Source organism: Nostoc sp. JL31, assembly GCF_017114965.1.
Taxonomy (GTDB): domain Bacteria; phylum Cyanobacteriota; class Cyanobacteriia; order Cyanobacteriales; family Nostocaceae; genus Nostoc; species Nostoc punctiforme_A.
Map to the genome: position 1 here is coordinate 151203 of NZ_JABXKO010000014.1, position 17135 is coordinate 168337.

Below are 17135 nucleotides of genomic sequence, written 5' to 3' on the forward strand. Positions count from 1 at the left end.
TCCCCTATTCCCTATCCCCTACCTATACCATGCAGACTCAAAAACCATCTGTTAGTCTCATTCGGGCTACATCTTACGAACGAGAAGCTTTACGAGAATCCTTAGTGATTCTCCTGGAACCTTTTGGAGGAATGGCAGCGTTTGTAAAAAAAGGCGATCGCGTTTTACTCAAACCAAATCTACTTACAGGATCGCGTCCTGGTAAAGAGTGTATTACCCGTGCCGAACTAGTTTATGAAGTTGCCCAAATGGTAATTGAGGTTGGCGGTAAGCCATTTTTGGGCGATAGTCCTGCTTTTGGTAGTGCCAAGGGCGTAGCAATAGCAAATGGCTATCTGCCTATTTTAGAAGAACTCAATCTTCCCATCATCGATTTTCATGGTCAGCGTTACCAAACCATCAGTGACAATTTTAACCATCTGCGACTGTCTAAAGAAGCAATGGAAGCAGACGTAGTGATTAACCTACCGAAAGTGAAATCACATGCCCAGTTGACATTAACACTGGGCGTAAAAAACCTGTTTGGTTGCGTCCCCGGCAAAATGAAAGCTTGGTGGCACATGGAAGCGGGAAAAGACGCGAATAGATTTGGTGAAATGTTAGTAGAAACTGCTAGAGCGATTAACCCTGACTTAACTATATTAGATGGCATCATCGGTCATGAAGGTAATGGCCCCAGCAACGGAGAACCTCGCCAACTGGGGATTTTAGCGACCGCATCAGATATATTTGCCTTAGATCGGGCAATGGTAGAAATCCTCAATGTTTCTCCTGAACAAGTGCCCACAGTTGCAGCTTCTCAAAGGCTAGGAGTTTGTCCAGAACTTGCTGCCATAGAGTTTCCGCATTTAAATCCTGACTTATTAAAAATAGAAGATTGGCGGCTACCAGACAAGTTAATGCCCATTGATTTTGGTATGCCCCGCGTCATTAAGTCTACGTTTAAGCATCTTTACACCCGATTTATCAAGGAACCAATCAGTGTTTATGGAAGAGAGTGAGGAAGAAGCAGGGGAGCAGCACTTCTCTACGAGAACGGCTACGCTCAGTGACCGAGGAGAAGTTGCAGTAAGTCTTTCCCCTCTGCCCAATCCCCAATTCCGAATTTAGTGCAAACGTCGTTACAGCAATTTTATTTATTAGCAGAGTAATCTGTAATTACCCTCCGATTGCTTAACCAGACCGCCCTATTATATTTAGTGGCGGTTTTTTTAGCTGATTAATTTGTTATACAATTTTTCGTCTTAGATTTAATTTATCCAAAATTATGCGGATTTAGGATCTGGAAATTGGGATTAGGTATTTTGTTCAGATATAAGGAAAGTTTGGTCATAACCCACTAAATTTCTACGCCAGCTTCTAAAACTTTTTTTACTCTACCTTTATATAGATTGACAAAATTGCTGTGATATTAAATACATTACAAAATTGAAATTCTTAAATATTTGTTTAGTGATATCACTGAATCCATTCTCCCTTATAGAGTTGATGTATCTGTATTTATTCGGTAGTTATCATTGGTTACAAAAATCATTCCTACTTAATTCTTCTCTGGTGTCAAATATTTTTGTGTATAATTACCATATAACAATCAAAAATACTGAATATCTATCAGTGCAATTGCGGTTTTGTGTCCTGTATCACAAATTAGCAATTCCAGTAAAATGACCTTATCAAAGGCTTTATAGGATGTTATAATCATGAAGTATCGGATAAATATGTTTTGCTAATTAATCTTTAATCAGCGAAAAAATGTAACTTATGATGCTATCAAAGTTTGCTTTGCGTATGCAACCCGTTACACCATACAGGGAAACATCTGAAAATATTAATTACAAAATAAAACATGATTTGTTTACTTGTAACTTTGTATTAAGAAGTCCATGTATAAAAAGGCTATTATGACAGTTGTATAACTGGTTTAGATTGTAGAATGCTATACATTTTACAGTTTAAAAATAGCTAAAATAGCATTAATACTCTCACTCAGAGAGTAAACCTACACAGTGTTACGAAGAACTTCAATTTTGTATGAATTCAAATAGCCAGTCTGCCAATGCCGATACATATTCCCAACGTTTGGCAGACATTGTGGGAACTGCGATCGCTCTGTTGACTCTTACCCTACCCGTATTTGTCATCGCCCACTATTCTTCAACTAATGTTCAAAATAACCAACAACCTCTGATCCAGAAGATACAAGGAAATCAAGATTAATCAAGCTTCCCAGTCGCATTTCTTCATGAGGAGACCTACAAAAAAGCAGAACACTGATTTTGTAGACAATCTCTGTGAATGTGGGTGTAGTTCGTCAAGAATAAGCTAAATCTGGATTGTGTGACTCCAGATTTGAGTTGTCTTAACAAAGTTAGGACAGAAATCTTTCTAACAACAATTAAGGGCGGAGGATATCCATAATACCCTCTTGGAAAAAGCGTTGCGAAGTTTGCTCGTAACGCTTTTTCTATTTTTTGGCTAATTCAAGGGAGTAGGGGACAAGGTGACAAAAGTTAGAACTTACAACAAGTCTTTCCCCTTGTCCTCTTCCCCATGCCCTCGAATAAATACCTTGGGAAGAGATCCATATTGCCCTAAAATTCTACACGGGGAGCGAAGCTGACTGAGTGCCCCCGTAATTCACTGTTATCAGAGGAGTTTTTTGTGGACTTATCTCGCATTCCTGCCCAACCGAAACCGGGTCTAATCAACGTTCTGATTGAAATTACTGGCGGAAGTAAAAATAAATACGAATACGACAAGGAACTAGAAGCTTTTGCTCTAGACCGAGTACTTTATTCCTCGGTACAATATCCTTATGACTACGGCTTTGTACCTAATACTTTGGCTGATGATGGCGATCCCCTAGATGGTATGGTCATCATTGATGAGCCGACCTTTCCTGGTTGTATTATTGCTGCGCGACCAATTGGCTTTTTGGAGATGATTGACGGTGGCGATCGCGATGAAAAAATCCTTTGTGTTCCTGACAAAGATCCGCGCTACACTCAAGTAAAATCCTTGAAAGACTTAGCGCCACACCGCTTAGATGAAATTGCCGAATTTTTCCGTAGTTATAAAAATTTGGAAAAAAAGGTGACTGAAATTCTCGGTTGGCAAGATGTAGACAAGGTTGCAGCTTTAGTAGAAAAATCCGTCAAAGCTTATAGAGGATAATAGAGGAGCTAGGAGTTAGGAGTTAAGAGTTATGAATTTTTATTCCTAACGCCTGTAGAGACGCGATTAATCGCGTCTCTACTCATAACTTTCGCTTGTTACGGATCGCAAAAACTGCCACCAACCCCAAACCAGAATGCAGCGTACTCTCCTTTTGGCAAAAATTCATAACTGCACCCTTACGGGGGCGAATATCAACTACGTGGGTAGTATCAGCATTGATGAAATCCTTTTAGAAAAAGCTGGTATCTTACCTTATGAGCAGGTGCAAGTAGTTAATAGTGCCAACGGCCAGCGCTTTATTACTTATGCAATCCCCGCTCTAGCTCATTCAGGAATAATTGAGCTAAATGGAGGTGCGGCACGTCTAGGCATTATTGGCGATCGCTTGATTATAATGACTTACGGGCAGTTCACTCCAGAAGAGTTAAAAAGTTACTCTCCTACGGTAGTCATTGTGGACGAAAAAAACAGGCTGTTGGAAGTGCGGCGCTACGATGACCTGCTCAGTAAGGTCTAATTTCAAGAAAAATGTCAAATTTTGAGTTGTCGGATTCCCAGAGCTACATACTTGAAAAGTCATCTACCCTGCCCAGTAGCCCAGCAGGTGAATTTATCGTGCAATTTTGGGGTGTCAGAGGTTTGATACCCACTCCCAGTAGCAACACCAATCGTTATGGTGGTAATACCGCTTGTGTAGAAATACATGTAGCTGGGAAACGCTTGATTTTTGATGGCGGTACTGGCTTACGCATATTGGGTAAAACTTGGCAAGAACTGCAACAGCCACTAGAAGCCCATTTATTTTTTACCAACTGCCAATCAAACCGAATTCAAGGGTTTCCCTTTTTTGCTCCTGCATTTATTGGGGAAAATTGCTTCCATATTTACGGCACAGCTGCCTCAAATGGAGCCTCAATCAAACAATGTCTGTACGATCAGATGCTCCAGCCACACTTTCCTTACCCTTTACAGGTAATGCAGTCGGAATTGCAGTTTTATAATCTGACTCCAGAAAGTGATGTGAAGTTAGATGATGTCACCATTACAACTGCATTAATTAATCAAACTCAGCGCTCAGTTGGCTACCGAGTTACTTGGCAAGAGTATAGTGTTGCCTATATCACGGATTTGCACCAGAATGCCGATCAAGTGGAGCGAGAGCGGATTTTAGAGTTTATTAAAGGCGTTGACTTACTGATTGCCAATGCCACTTATACTCCCCCTACATCTCACAACCATGATTCTGCTGATTTACTCTGGCAAGCTGCGGTGAACGCGGCTCTGAATGCTGGTGTCAAACGGCTAGCTATTTCTCATCATCACCCAGATGACCATGATGATTTTCTTGATCGGGTTCAAGTTGATATTAAATCTGCCTTTCCTCAAGCAATATTAGCCCATGAAGGTCTAGTATTAGCTGTTGGTAAGTGATTTAGAGTCGTTGTAGCGATATTTAGAAGTATTTTATTTGCACTGATATTCAAAAATTTTCTGCATAATAATAGTTGGTCTGCTTGAGTGCAACACTGTACTTTTCCTATACTTCTTCCGTACCTACCGTTCTTGATTTTTCCCATGCACATCATTCTTGGTGGCAATGGTCATGTTGGTTCTGCTGTAGCACAAACGCTGTTATCGCAAGGTGAGCCAGTAACCATTGTCTCGCGCAGTTCTGCGTCTATTCCTGAATGGCAGAAGCGCGGCGCGATGGTTGAGGTTGTAGACGCGCTTCATACCGTAGAACTACGCCGCGTGTTTGCAAAGGGTAAACGTCTTTTCCTGCTTAATCCACCTGCTGATCCTGCGACAGACACAGATGTCGAAGAAAGAAAAAGTTTAGCATCCATTCTGGAAGCGATAAGAGACTCTGGCTTAGAGAAAATCGTTGCCGAATCCACTTATGGAGCGCAGCCCGGTTCTCAAATTGGCGATTTAGGAGTGCTTTACGAAATGGAGCAGCAACTCGCCGCCCAGTCCATACCATTTAGTATCATCCGCGCTGCCTACTATATGAGCAATTGGGACTTCTCTCTACAATCAGCTAAACAGGATGGCGTAATCCATACCTTCTTTCCAACCGATTTTGCATTGCCGATGGTAGCCCCACGCGATATTGGTCAGTTGGCAGCGCGTTTGATGACAGAGCCAATAGAGAATACAGGGCTACACAACATCGAAGGCCCAGAAATATATTCTTCGCTCAACGTTGCACAAGCATTTGCCAAAGTTTTACAAAAACCAGTCAAGGTAGTAGAAACTCCGCGTGACCAGTGGATAAAGACAATGGGGAATATGGGATTTTCAAACTCAGCAGCAGCATCCTTCTCCAACATGACAACCCTTGCGATCAAAGGAGAGATGCCACCCCGCGATCTTGTTACACGAGGAGTAGTTTCATTAGAGAGTTACATCACAGAACTAGCGCATTCTGTTGTTTAACTCATCGCTCCTTATAAAGTGCCAAGAGGAAATTGCAATGTCAGTAGACCGAAAACTTTTGTCAGTTGATGAAAGAATGAGGGTTACAGCCGTCATTTTTGGAACTGGCAATCATGACCCGTTGCACACCGACCGTATCAAGTTACACATTTGGGCTAATACGTGTAATAAGTGACCGAAAGTATTCTAACTCCGTTAGCTCCGCCAATGCTTAGGTGTAGCCCGCCGTAGGCATCGCAACCCATCAATTCAAACTTATCAAAAGAGGAAACCAGTAGCACCGGAAACTGCGATGTGCGATCGCAGTTTCTATTCAAAGAGGATGTTTGAAAAGTCTAAATTGTTACTCGCCTTGGCGACTGGAAGTCTCGGCTACACGAGACTTTACCCACCTCCGTGGGTTAAAAACCTTTATAGACTACACGCGCTTTGGGCACAGCATTGCTGTGCCCTTACTATTCCACACAATTAAAATAGGCTATATTGCCCCTACGACGCATTTTGCAACTCAGCTGTGCGGACTGAAAGCTGCTGTGTCTGATTACCTCGTTGCACTTTTACTTGTAATACTTGACCAAGGCGACTATCTTCCACAACATTCTGCAATTGTTCAGCACTGGTAATTGCTTTACCATCAACTTGCAGAATTACATCCCCGCGCCGGATACCCGCAGATGCCGCTGGAGAATTGGGGACAACTCGCATGACAAAAACCCCATTAATTTCTGGTATCTGAATCGGAGAGTTGGGATCGGTGTTATTTTGCTTGGCGAGATCGGGTGTCAAAGTTAGCATTTGCACACCTAGATAGGGGTGAGCAACTTTGCCATCGCGTTGCAGTTGCGCAGCGATCGCTTTAGCTTTATCAATAGGAATGGCAAACCCAATACCCATTGCATCAGGGCGAATAGCTGTGTTAATCCCAATTACTTCACCTTGACCATTCAATAGTGGCCCGCCAGAGTTACCAGGGTTAATGGCGGCGTCTGTCTGAATGAAATCCAAACGTTTGTCACTAATGCCGACTTGGGCGCTGGAACGTTTGAGGGTACTGACAATTCCCAGGGTAACGGTATTATCAAATCCCAAAGGATTACCAACTGCGATCGCCCAGTCTCCTACTTGGACATTGGTGGAAGAACCCAAGGGTGCGACTGGTAAATCGTTACCAGCGTTAATCTTGACTACTGCCAAATCTGTGACTTCATCAATACCCTGAACTTTTCCTTCAAAGGTGCGGCCATCTTTGAGTCGGACTGTTACTTTATCAGCCTTATCGACCACATGAGCATTAGTCAAAACTAACCCGCTCTTGTCAATAATGAAACCTGAGCCTAAACCGCGTAACTGCTCAGAAGGCATCTGTTGGGAGAAACCGTCACCAAAAAACCGACGGAAAAAGGGGTCTTCCATAAATGGATCGACGCGGCGAGTAATTGTTCGCTCAGTATCAATACGGACAACTGCTGAACCAACACGATTAACTGCTGCTGTGACAAAGCTAGTGGTACCGATCGCAGCAGTGGCTGGTGATTGCCGTTGAGCAATTAGATTTGAAGTATCAAGAGCAGTTATTGTGGGTGCTGGTTCGGCTTGGGAAGGTAACACCTGCAATGTGCTAACCGCTAGCACAACTCCTAGCGCGATCGCTAAAACATGAGTACTGAGTTGACGTAGAGACCGAGATGTTTTGGGAAATCGCATAATCACAACCTAATTTATAAGCCTAATTGTTGCTTAGTCGTGACAAATCTATTTACAGTTATTTTTATTTCAGGTTTCGCCTGCTCTTTCCAATACTGGGGTTAGGGCATTTTGCGAACTACCTGTAATCAACTTAATAGAAAATTTAACCCAAAAGCTATTATGGACATTTACCCTTTACAAGTTCGGTTTTTACCCATCAATAAAACTTTTGGATTGCTAATAAGACTAGTCCGCTCTCTGTTCTAACTCTAGACTATGGATGAACTAACTTTTGTATAAAATTTCATTCCGATTAGCTGCACCTAGCTGGGGTAAAGAGTTGATGGCTGAGTGGGGAGTGAGGTTAACAGGAACGGTGAGAGGTAGTTGTAATTGTTTAACAACACTTTGCAAAAGTTGGTCTTGTCCAGTCCGCAAACCCCAGACATTTGTCCCACGGTTGATAATAGCAAACCAAACCAAACCGCGATCGCGTGTGGGCATCACTCCCGCTAAGGCGCTCACATCCCGGAGAGTACCAGTTTTGATCACAGTCGCCAGAGGAATGTGTCTTGTGTGTAGTGTCCCCCGGTGATCGAATCCAGACATGGGAAACAAGTCAGCCAAATTTAGTTGATGGGCAGATGCCTCAGCTTGAATAGCCATAAACATGGCACAAACAGCCCTGGGAGAAATGCGATTTTCTGGCCCCAGTCCAGAACCATTGATTAACTGAATTTCCGCTTGTGGCACCCTTGCCAGATTAGCAGCAGTTGATTGGACTACACTTGCTCCTCCCACTGAATCTGCTAGCATCTCTGCCATATCGTTGTTACTATAAACGTTCATTTCCTTGAGTAGTTGCTTCAAGGGCAATGAGCGATGACGCAGTAACAAAGTTTGTTGAGGGTTTGGTTGCGCTTCAACTTTCACCCCGCCTGCAATGAGAACTTGAGGCTTGGGTGTTCCCTTGGGCATGATTGAGTGTGTATAAATCGCAGGGCGTCCCCAAGTTGCACGATTTAGCGTTTGCTTGAGCATCAGACCGGCTAGCATTGGCTGACGTTGGAAATTCATGGCAAAACTGCCAGTAATAATCAAATTCCCCTTTACTTGCTTGATGCCCATTTTATTGAGAGTATTACCAAGAGCGATCGCTTCTTCCCAAACAAACAAAGGATCGCTACGGCCTGTAACCACTAAATCGCCCTGCACAACTCCATTTACCACTGGACCAGTGACACTCACCAAAGTATCAAATTGGTAATCTGGCCCCCAAGTTTTCAAAGCAACTAGTGAAGTGGCAATTTTAGTTAAAGAAGCAGCCGGCAGAGGTGTCGTACCTTGGTGATTTGCCATCAGCATCGGCCCCGACTGCATCCAAATCCCCTGACTCTCAGCCAGATTTTGCGCCACCACCTTTGATGTGATGAGCTTTTTCAAATATTCCTGCACCGTAGTCGCCCCAGCTGGATTTGGATCGGGGGCAAGAACCAAGCCAGGGCTACTTTGCCAAGTTAGTGCATCTAAGGCATCTAGAGGTTTGATTTGTACCCCAGCCATTTCCAGCCAAAGCGACACCAAACCTGAACCCAATAATTCCAGCATTTTTTATTCCTCTGTTAGGATCTCAAGCGTTGTTTACTGTGCTAATATACAAGCTTTTTTACAAGAATCAGTATTGAGTAATAATAACTGGTGTTTTTCCCATCTGTAAGTAGGGTGAATTATATTGTCTTCGTAGCTTGCTTGGACAATGCCAAAATGCCCATTGCTCATGAAGATAGCCGCATGAAAATAAAAATATTTTTGATCTGTGCAGATACTAAGCCGTTAGCGATATCGACGACGAACTATGACACTTGTACCCCAACGGAGAAGCAAGGAAGCTTGCGGTAGCGTATCTGACATGAGAAGCACTCGCTCTAAGCCAATACAGTTCAGTTAAGCAATTTTTTCCTTCTCTTTTTTCTCTCTGCGTCCTCTGCGCCTTAGCGGTAGCCTGCGGCAAGCCGCTTTGCGTCTACGTTAAAAAATTGACTTGGATAACAGAGTTTTAGCCTTAACCCAAGCGTATTGCCCTCTAAGCGATCGCGTACTCCTGCAAAGCAAGCTACGCGCAGGGTGTCGCAGATAGCCTGAGAATAAGGCGATCGCTCTTGGTAATTCTATAACCTTGAAACAAAAAAAGGGAAAGTATTCAAAATTCTCCCCCTTTTTTCCCTTAATAAACTAATCAGCATTCAAGTTGCATAATCAGGGCGGATAAGATGTCTACCCCGCAAGATATTGAGAAAATTTTAGTATGCAAATTAGATGTGTTTTAGCTTACCTACTTTCTTTCTGGATGCGCTACATCCTCTGGTGAAGGAGTACCCATCCGGTTAATTGTGGCAATCATCTGATACAAGCGCCCCAAATCGCGTTGATTGAAGTACAAAATCAGGCGAGGTAGTCCAACAGTTTCATCTTGTGCTTCTTGAGGTAATGCCTGACTTTTTTCAATTCTTCCTTGAATAATAATGTCGCTAAAATCAGCATTCAGTTGTTCTAAAAGAGCGTCTGATATATCTGTCTTCAGGCGGATGACTAACTTATCGCTTACATAGCGGCTGGAATGATAAACCTGGTAAAAATGGGTGATAGCATCACAAGCTACATCCAAGTTATCTGTCACCGTGTAAAGGCTGGGGTCTTCAGGATTGACAAGACCATTTTGCACTAATTGTTTATCAATATATTCGCTCCAAGAGCGCCAGTAATCACCACCAGGACGATCGATTAAAACTAAAGGTACTGGCCCAAATTTACCAGTTTGGCTTAATGTCATACATTCAAAAGCTTCATCTTGAGTGCCAAAGCCTCCCGGAAACAAGGCTACAGCATCACTTTCTTTGAGAAGAAACAGCTTGCGGGTGAAGAAATATTTGAAGTTAATTAGCTTGGGATCGCCCTCTATAAAAGGGTTTGCTTGCTGTTCAAAGGGTAGCTGGATGTTTAATCCAAAAGAATTTTCTCGCCCAGCACCTTCATGACCCGCCTGCATAATTCCACCACCACCACCAGTCATCACCATAAATCCTAATTGAGAAACAGCACGAGCAAACTCAAGGGCCATTTGGTATTCTGGTCTATCTGGCGCTATACGAGCAGAACCAAAAATGGTGACTTTGCGAACGTGTCGGTAATCATAAAAAAGCTGGAAACCGCGCTCCATATCTGCTAATGCAGCAGATAATATTTTCCAATCGAGACGCTCAATTTCGTGATCAGCTAGACGAACAATAGTAGTAAGTGCTTGCTGAATAAATTGCCGATTTTTTAATGTCGGTAAACGAACGATCAATTCAGCGATATCCGCCTGTAAAGACTCTAATGTGTCAAACGACGCAGATGAGGTCATGAGAACTGCTGCAACAATGGCACTATATTTTACGTGAACTACTCACACTCTAGCAAGCGGGAATAGCGCTTTGATGTGCAGTTAGCAAATTAATTCAGAACTGGCAGAACTGGTTTTGAAGCTGAAAATTCTAAATTTTTTTTGATCGGGCTTGTTGTGATACTTCAACTTTTGAAAACCATAGCAAGTTCTCTCGGTCGACTAATTGACATAACTCACTCACTGAGGATAATGATCGTCACAATATACAGCAGATTTCAAGTTGGTGAGGTACATAAGCTAAGTCTCTTGCCCAAATATAAAGCGTGTTTTACTCCTGAATTCTGAATTCTGCATTCTGAATTCTGTATTCTGCTCTGTATCAGAGTTTGTGTAAAATGCTATGACTTACATCTATAGCGTATATTAAAAGAAAATTTTGTATCTTATTGCCAGATTTTTTGGGAATTAATGCCCATAATAAAAGCACTCTAACCCTAATCTAAGAAAGTAAAAAAGCTCTCTAGACCACAACACCGTTTAGTTAAACCTAAAATCCTTGTTAGAGACGCGAAATTGGACTGGGCAACTCTTGGAGACGCGATCGCAAACGCCCCGCCATGCTAACGTCCCGCTGCGCTAACGCGTCTTTACAGGTCAAAAATCAGTACCAAAAATCCTTAACCCAAGCGTATTGCTCTAAAGGATCTTTGATCGAAACCTGTCTCAATTACACATTCGACACATTAATGCATAATGTGAACTATTTGTATAGTGCCTAAATCCTAGTAGAATATTTTCGCAAATCTAAGTAGGAAGATAGATGGAAGTTTCTGGACGCATCAATTACCCACTGAATCCTCCTCCCCCTCTTGAAGATTTTCCCGTCCTTCAAACTGAAAAATATACCCTACGGCTGGCTTCAACTGAAGAAGAATTAGAATCAATTTTTCGGTTGCGCTTTGAAGTTTTTAATCTTGAACTAGGCTTGGGATTTTCTGCTTCTAAGTTTACCCAGATGGATATAGATAAGTTTGATGCGGTTTGCCATCATTTAATCCTAATCTCCAAACATACGGGTAAAACGATTGGAACTTATCGGATGCAGACCTATATAATGGCTTCTCAAAGACTAGGATTTGATGCTACCGATATATTTAATCTTAATGGAATTCCCAATTCTGTGCTTCAGGTATCAGTGGAAGTTGGGCGTGCATGTATAGCTAAAGAATATCGTAATAGTCAGACACTTTTACTACTCTGGGAAGGGTTGGCAAATTATCTCATCTGGAGTAAAAACCAATATTTCTTTGGTTGTGCATCATTACTAACACAATGTCCTGGGCAAGCTACTTGGGCTTATGATTATTTTCGGCAGAATAACTTGATGCATCCAAGTATTTTGGTTTATCCAAATTCACAATTTTGTCTAGAACTGACTCAAAATTGTCCAGATTCATCTCATATTGAGATTCCGAAAATTTTGCAGGCATACTTGAATATTGGAGCTAAAATATGCAGCCTTCCTGCTATTGATCGGCAGTTTAAAACTATTGATTTTTTAACTATATCTAATATTGCAGACTTTGCCAGATGGCGTTATCCAAATCCTCTCAAAAAACCCTTACCACTGAGGGTGCGATCTTAGCTTCCACTAGCTTAAAAGCAAGAGTTTATCTTCTTGCCAAGGGAGTATTATCAATCTGCTGATACAGCTACTTTAAACTGCTACCTCGAATTCTGATCGGTTAACAATACCAAATGGCGTGGCGTAGGCGTAGCCCACCGTAGGCATCCCTCGTTCTATACCCTGTCCTGTGCTGGAGGCAAAAAACAATCATTTATCCGCCGTTAGGAGAATTGAGAACTATAACCCACAAAGCGATTGCTGCACGGTAGCTATGGAGTCGCCTAAGCACACATGCGGCTACACCTAGTGGATTTTACACTCCATTTATATCTCGGTTTCAAAACCAAATCCAGTTTTGCGGGATTTGATACAACCTTGCCCATGTCTTTTTGTAGTTAATAAAGGAGAGGTGTTGATTGCCAATCTTCCCAATTAAATTTAAAGTCTGATTGGCGATGTCGACGACGGGCGTAGCTGCGGCATCTCATCCAGCCTACTTAATTAGATAATTTGAGAAAACTTTTTAGGAAACCCACTTATGCACCATCTCAAATTTGCTCCGAGTTGGTTGCGATTTTTAATTATCTTCTTATTAACGATGGGTATATTGTTTCGCTTTTCTAATCTTGATGGTAAAGTTTTCTGGCAAGGTGAAACTTATGTCTCATTGCGAATTTCGGGTTACACAATTAATGAAGCTAAACAGCAACTTTTTAATAATCGTGTGATTGGCAAAGAAAGTTTTGTTCAGTTTCAAGGTGCAAATTCAGAGAAAAGCTTAAATGACACAATTATGTCTTTGGCAAAACAAGATTCTCAGCATCCACCGTTGTATTACATAATAGCCAGATTGTGGATGGAAATCTTTGGTAATTCGGTGACGGCAATTAGAAGTTTATCAGCTTGCATCAGTTTGCTGGCGTTTCCTTGTGTTTATTGGCTATGCCGAGAATTATTTAATGTGCCATTATCGGTTCCTGGTGTTGCGATCGCACTCATGGCTATCTCTCCAATTCATCTAGTATACGCCCAAGAAGCACAAGAATATATTCTTTGGTTAGTCACCATCTTACTATCCAGTGCGTCTCTGCTGCGAGCTATACGGTTAGAAGATGAGCTAGCAGAAGAACGACAAAAACCCGATTTATTTGCTATTTGGAGCATTTATACAGTAACTTTAGTCATTAGTCTTTATACATTTATTTGGAGTGCATTTGTAGCAGTTGCTCATGGAATTTATGTAATGATAACTGCCAAATTTAAGCCTACTGAAACTGTGAGAAGTTATCTGCTAGCATCACTAGTAGGTTTTTTAGCTTTCATGCCTTGGATAACAGTTCTAACGGGTGAATTTTTTCAATTTCTGATTTCAGCAGATAAAACAACAGCGCAGTCAGATTTAATACCTATCTTTCCATTTTTATTGATGCAGTTAAGCCGGATTTTTTTTGATATAGACCTTAGATACGAAAATTCTCTAGGCTATTTAATTGCACTAGCTTTTTTAACTTTGGTAGGATATTCAATTTATTTTCTTTGCCAATCAACTAACTATAAAACTTGGTCTTTTATCATCACGTTAATTGTAGTACCAGCATTACCCCTAATACTGCCAGATTTAATTGTTGGGAGTATACGATCGTATACAGAAGCATATTTAATCCCATCTTATTTAGGAATCCAAGTAGCTGTTACTTATCTACTAACTACGCAACTATACAATGGGAGTGTGTCACGCCGCAACATTTGGCACATAATCATGGCATTAATTATTATTTGTGGTTTGATTTCTTCTAAGGTGAGTTCACAGGCAGAAACTTGGTGGAATAAGGGTATGAATTATGGCAATCCCCAAGTTGCCCGAATCATTAATCAAAGTAATCGTCCACTTTTGATTAGTGATGCTTTTAACAATAATTATGGTAATGTCTTTTCTTTAAACTATCTTTTGGAGCCAAAAGTGCGATTTTTGTTGGTGAACAATCAAAAAATTCCTAAAATTCCTGATGGATTTACTGATGTGTTTTTACTTAATCCTTCAGAGGCTTGGGGCAAAACCATAGAAAAAAAGTATAAATTCAAGACAGATATTGTTTATAGTGATAACTATTATTCAATCTGGAAATTGGCTAAAACTCGTAATTTACGGCGACGGAATATTTCGCCTAATAATCAATTATCTGCCGAGCTATAGCAATCCTATTTGAGTTGTGAAAAATATAGATTAGAAAACGAACCGCCAAGGACGCCTTCGCGCAGCGTCTCGAAGAGAAGGACGCAAAGGAAAGAAAGAAGAAAGAGAGATATAATTTTCACGAATGATTTAGGACTGCTATATCAACTAGGCAAACAATTCTTCCATAGCTGCCAACGCTTAAAAAGTTCCTTGTTGCACAGAACAGCCTGCTTGAAGTACATAAATCCACTTTTCCCACTTCACTAAACAAGTAATTTTTAGCTAAATATACAATTTTTCCCTTGCACAAAAAGCTACTAAGTCTAATTACTACTTCCGGTACTTGACTAACTCCCTACCTATAATTACCACCCACCACTGTAGAAACTTTGCTAGCAATTTCTTGATAAATATCACAAGTGCCGGATCGACTTCCAGCAATCGTGCAAGAAATCAAACCCCCGATTGGATGCAGAATTTACCGCCACTTTGAGTTTCTGCATAGGTAGAGATTGGACATTTGAGGGCACAACAATCGCCTGGTATGACGATCATTTATCAGGATTTGGCATAGGCGCCGCGGAACCTTCACCCTGATGATTTGCTTAGAGCGATCGCCTCCATACCGTGTCTATTAGGTTAGACATTTTTAATAACTAGTTTCGAGAGTTATAAAGTTGTTTCGTTAAAGTAGATAATTGTTGTACAAGTTATTGTGAAATTTAGTTATGCGGCATCTCCAACTTGCTCCCAATAGGTTGCGGTTTCTCATTGTAGTTTTGTTAATGGTGGGTATATTTTTTCGTTTTTTTAACCTCGATCGCAAAGTTTACTGGCACGATGAGACTTTCACTTCATTGCGGATTTCTGGTTATACGGCAAATGAAGCCAAGCAGCAAATATTTAATGGTCGCATAATTAATAAGGAAAGTTTTGCCAAATTCCAAAGTCCTAATATGGAAAAAGGCTTACGTGACACAATTATATCTTTGGAAGTAGACGATCCACAGCATCCACCACTGTATTATATACTCGCTCGGTTTTGGGTGGGAATCTTTGGCAATTCGGTGACAGTAATTAGAAGTTTATCTGCCTTTATCAGCTTGTTGATTTTTCCGAGTATTTATTGGCTGTGTCGAGAATTATTTAAAACATCGGCATGGGTATCGGAGGTTGCGATCGCACTCATGGCAATCTCCCCTATTCACTTAGTATACGCCCAAGAAGCACGAGAATATATTCTCTGGATAGTGACTGTATTACTATGCAGCGCTTCATTACTACGAGCATTACGGTTGGAATCAAAAGAGCGAGTACTACGCATATTAAATTGGGGAATGTATGCAGTCACTTTGGCGCTTAGTCTCTATACATTTTTGTTCAGTGGATTTGTCGTAGTTGCTCATGGTCTTTATGTAATTGCCATTGCAAAATTTAGATTTACTAACACAGTAAAAGCTTATCTCTTAGCATCTTTAGCAGGGTTTTTAGCTTTTACACCTTGGATAATGGTTTTAATAGTTAACTTATTGCAAGTAAAGAGTTCAACAGCCTGGACAAAAAGATATTTACCCTTAGATGGTTTAATTAAATCTTGGCTTTTACAGTTAAATCGAATCTTTCTTGATTTAGACTTAGGCTTTGAAAATCCGTTTACCTATGTAATTACACCATTTTTTTTAGTTCTTGTTGGATATTCTATTTATTTTATTTGTCGAAAAACTAACTATAAAATCTGGTTGTTTATCGTCACACTGATTATGATTCCTGCATTACCTTTAATGCTACCAGACTTACTTTTTGGGGGTATACGCTCACTTGCCGAACGTTATTTATTGATTTCTTATTTAGGAATTCAACTAGCTGTTACTTACTTACTAGCTACGCAGCTACATAATAAGAGTTTTGTACGCCGGAGAATCTGGCAAATCATCATGGGACTAGTGATTATTTGTGGGCTAGTTTCTTATGGAGTGAGTTCTCAGGCTGAAACTTGGTGGAGTAAAGTTATTAGCTCTGGTAATCCCCAAGCTGCAAAAATTATTAATCAGGCTACTCATCCACTTTTGATTAGTAATGATTCTGGTATTAATTATGGGAATGTCTTTTCTTTCAGCTATCTTTTAGAGCCAAAAGTGCAGTTCCAATTAGTAAAAGACCGTTCTATCCCGAATATTCCTGATGAGTTCACTGATATTTTTTTACTAAATCCTTCAGATACCTGGCGCAAGCAAATAGAAACAAATTATAATTATAAAACGTTTGTTGTATATGGTGACAAAAATTACTTGCTCTGGAAAATAGAAAATCCACGTAGCGACGTATTTTTTGAAAAAATTAGGACTTAAGCAGAACTAGACGCTGTACAAAACTAGACGCTGTAGTTATAGGCAATTCATATAAATGAATTCGCATCAGGTAGAGAAGAAACTTAATTGCCCCTACCTGAAAATAAGTATCTTCGACTATTATTTGCGTAACTTTATATTAAAAAATACTTCCATATATTTTTTGATATATGGAAATATTTGCTACAGCAATCATCTTTTATAAGATATTTAAATAGTTTTTTGATTAAAATCAGCTAAAAATAACAAAAATAAATATTAAACAAATTCTCATCTGAAATTAATTTAAGTAATGGC

At 40.6% G+C, this 17135-nt stretch carries 12 protein-coding genes; 9 read left to right on the forward strand and 3 right to left on the reverse strand.

The window, feature by feature from the left end:
- The first annotated feature begins 29 nt into the window (after positions 1-29).
- The 6 genes from HWQ43_RS01880 to HWQ43_RS01905 all read left to right on the forward strand — a co-directional run bounded on the left by HWQ43_RS01880 (position 30) and on the right by HWQ43_RS01905 (position 5616).
- Complete coding sequence (locus HWQ43_RS01880) at positions 30-1001, forward strand: DUF362 domain-containing protein (RefSeq protein WP_292729438.1); 972 nt, start codon at positions 30-32, stop codon at positions 999-1001.
- A gap of 1030 nt (positions 1002-2031) precedes the next feature.
- Complete coding sequence (locus tag HWQ43_RS01885) at positions 2032-2217, forward strand: hypothetical protein (RefSeq protein WP_292729441.1); 186 nt, start codon at positions 2032-2034, stop codon at positions 2215-2217.
- 444 nt (positions 2218-2661) lie between these two features.
- A complete protein-coding gene (locus HWQ43_RS01890; RefSeq protein ID WP_229464783.1) occupies positions 2662-3174 on the forward strand; it encodes an inorganic diphosphatase in 513 nt (170 codons plus the stop codon).
- Positions 3175-3310: 136 nt separating this feature from the next.
- A complete protein-coding gene (gene panD / locus HWQ43_RS01895) occupies positions 3311-3694 on the forward strand; it encodes an aspartate 1-decarboxylase (protein ID WP_292729447.1) in 384 nt (127 codons plus the stop codon).
- Between the two features lie 11 nt (positions 3695-3705).
- Entirely contained in the window at positions 3706-4608 is a 903-nt protein-coding gene (locus HWQ43_RS01900; protein ID WP_292729450.1) for an MBL fold metallo-hydrolase, read from the forward strand.
- Positions 4609-4752: 144 nt separating this feature from the next.
- Complete coding sequence (locus HWQ43_RS01905) at positions 4753-5616, forward strand: NmrA family NAD(P)-binding protein (RefSeq protein ID WP_292729453.1); 864 nt, start codon at positions 4753-4755, stop codon at positions 5614-5616.
- A 489-nt stretch (positions 5617-6105) separates the two neighbouring features.
- Here HWQ43_RS01905 and HWQ43_RS01910 read toward each other — a convergent pair whose 3' ends face one another.
- The 3 genes from HWQ43_RS01910 to HWQ43_RS01920 form a co-directional block, all read right to left on the reverse strand.
- Positions 6106-7320: an HhoA/HhoB/HtrA family serine endopeptidase gene (locus HWQ43_RS01910; protein ID WP_292729456.1), complete on the reverse strand. Its 1215-nt coding sequence runs from the start codon at positions 7318-7320 to the stop codon at positions 6106-6108.
- A gap of 267 nt (positions 7321-7587) precedes the next feature.
- Positions 7588-8910, reverse strand: coding sequence for a D-alanyl-D-alanine carboxypeptidase (locus HWQ43_RS01915; protein ID WP_292729459.1), 1323 nt, complete (start codon positions 8908-8910; stop codon positions 7588-7590).
- A 724-nt stretch (positions 8911-9634) separates the two neighbouring features.
- Positions 9635-10705 carry an LOG family protein gene (locus HWQ43_RS01920; protein WP_292729462.1) on the reverse strand — a complete coding sequence of 357 codons (1071 nt, stop codon included), beginning with the start codon at positions 10703-10705 and terminating at the stop codon, positions 9635-9637.
- Between the two features lie 802 nt (positions 10706-11507).
- On the opposite strand from HWQ43_RS01920, the gene HWQ43_RS01925 reads away from it, so the two are divergent.
- From HWQ43_RS01925 to HWQ43_RS01935, 3 genes are all read left to right on the forward strand, one after another.
- Positions 11508-12332, forward strand: coding sequence for a GNAT family N-acyltransferase (locus tag HWQ43_RS01925; RefSeq protein ID WP_292729465.1), 825 nt, complete (start codon positions 11508-11510; stop codon positions 12330-12332).
- 520 nt (positions 12333-12852) lie between these two features.
- Positions 12853-14508, forward strand: a complete 1656-nt coding sequence (locus tag HWQ43_RS01930; RefSeq protein ID WP_292729468.1) for a glycosyltransferase family 39 protein — start codon at positions 12853-12855, stop codon at positions 14506-14508.
- Positions 14509-15218: 710 nt separating this feature from the next.
- Positions 15219-16838: a glycosyltransferase family 39 protein gene (locus tag HWQ43_RS01935; RefSeq protein ID WP_292729471.1), complete on the forward strand. Its 1620-nt coding sequence runs from the start codon at positions 15219-15221 to the stop codon at positions 16836-16838.
- The last annotated feature ends 297 nt before the right edge of the window (positions 16839-17135 follow it).

Coding starts and splice junctions, on each gene's coding strand:
- HWQ43_RS01905 (WP_292729453.1), top strand. CDS start 4,753: ATGCACATCATTCTTGGTGGCAATGGTCATGTTGGTTCTGCTGTAGCA.
- panD (WP_292729447.1), top strand. CDS start 3,311: ATGCAGCGTACTCTCCTTTTGGCAAAAATTCATAACTGCACCCTTACG.
- HWQ43_RS01915 (WP_292729459.1), bottom strand. CDS start 8,910: ATGCTGGAATTATTGGGTTCAGGTTTGGTGTCGCTTTGGCTGGAAATG.
- HWQ43_RS01930 (WP_292729468.1), top strand. CDS start 12,853: ATGCACCATCTCAAATTTGCTCCGAGTTGGTTGCGATTTTTAATTATC.
- HWQ43_RS01900 (WP_292729450.1), top strand. CDS start 3,706: ATGTCAAATTTTGAGTTGTCGGATTCCCAGAGCTACATACTTGAAAAG.
- HWQ43_RS01910 (WP_292729456.1), bottom strand. CDS start 7,320: ATGCGATTTCCCAAAACATCTCGGTCTCTACGTCAACTCAGTACTCAT.
- HWQ43_RS01885 (WP_292729441.1), top strand. CDS start 2,032: ATGAATTCAAATAGCCAGTCTGCCAATGCCGATACATATTCCCAACGT.
- HWQ43_RS01880 (WP_292729438.1), top strand. CDS start 30: ATGCAGACTCAAAAACCATCTGTTAGTCTCATTCGGGCTACATCTTAC.
- HWQ43_RS01925 (WP_292729465.1), top strand. CDS start 11,508: ATGGAAGTTTCTGGACGCATCAATTACCCACTGAATCCTCCTCCCCCT.
- HWQ43_RS01935 (WP_292729471.1), top strand. CDS start 15,219: ATGCGGCATCTCCAACTTGCTCCCAATAGGTTGCGGTTTCTCATTGTA.
- HWQ43_RS01920 (WP_292729462.1), bottom strand. CDS start 10,705: ATGACCTCATCTGCGTCGTTTGACACATTAGAGTCTTTACAGGCGGAT.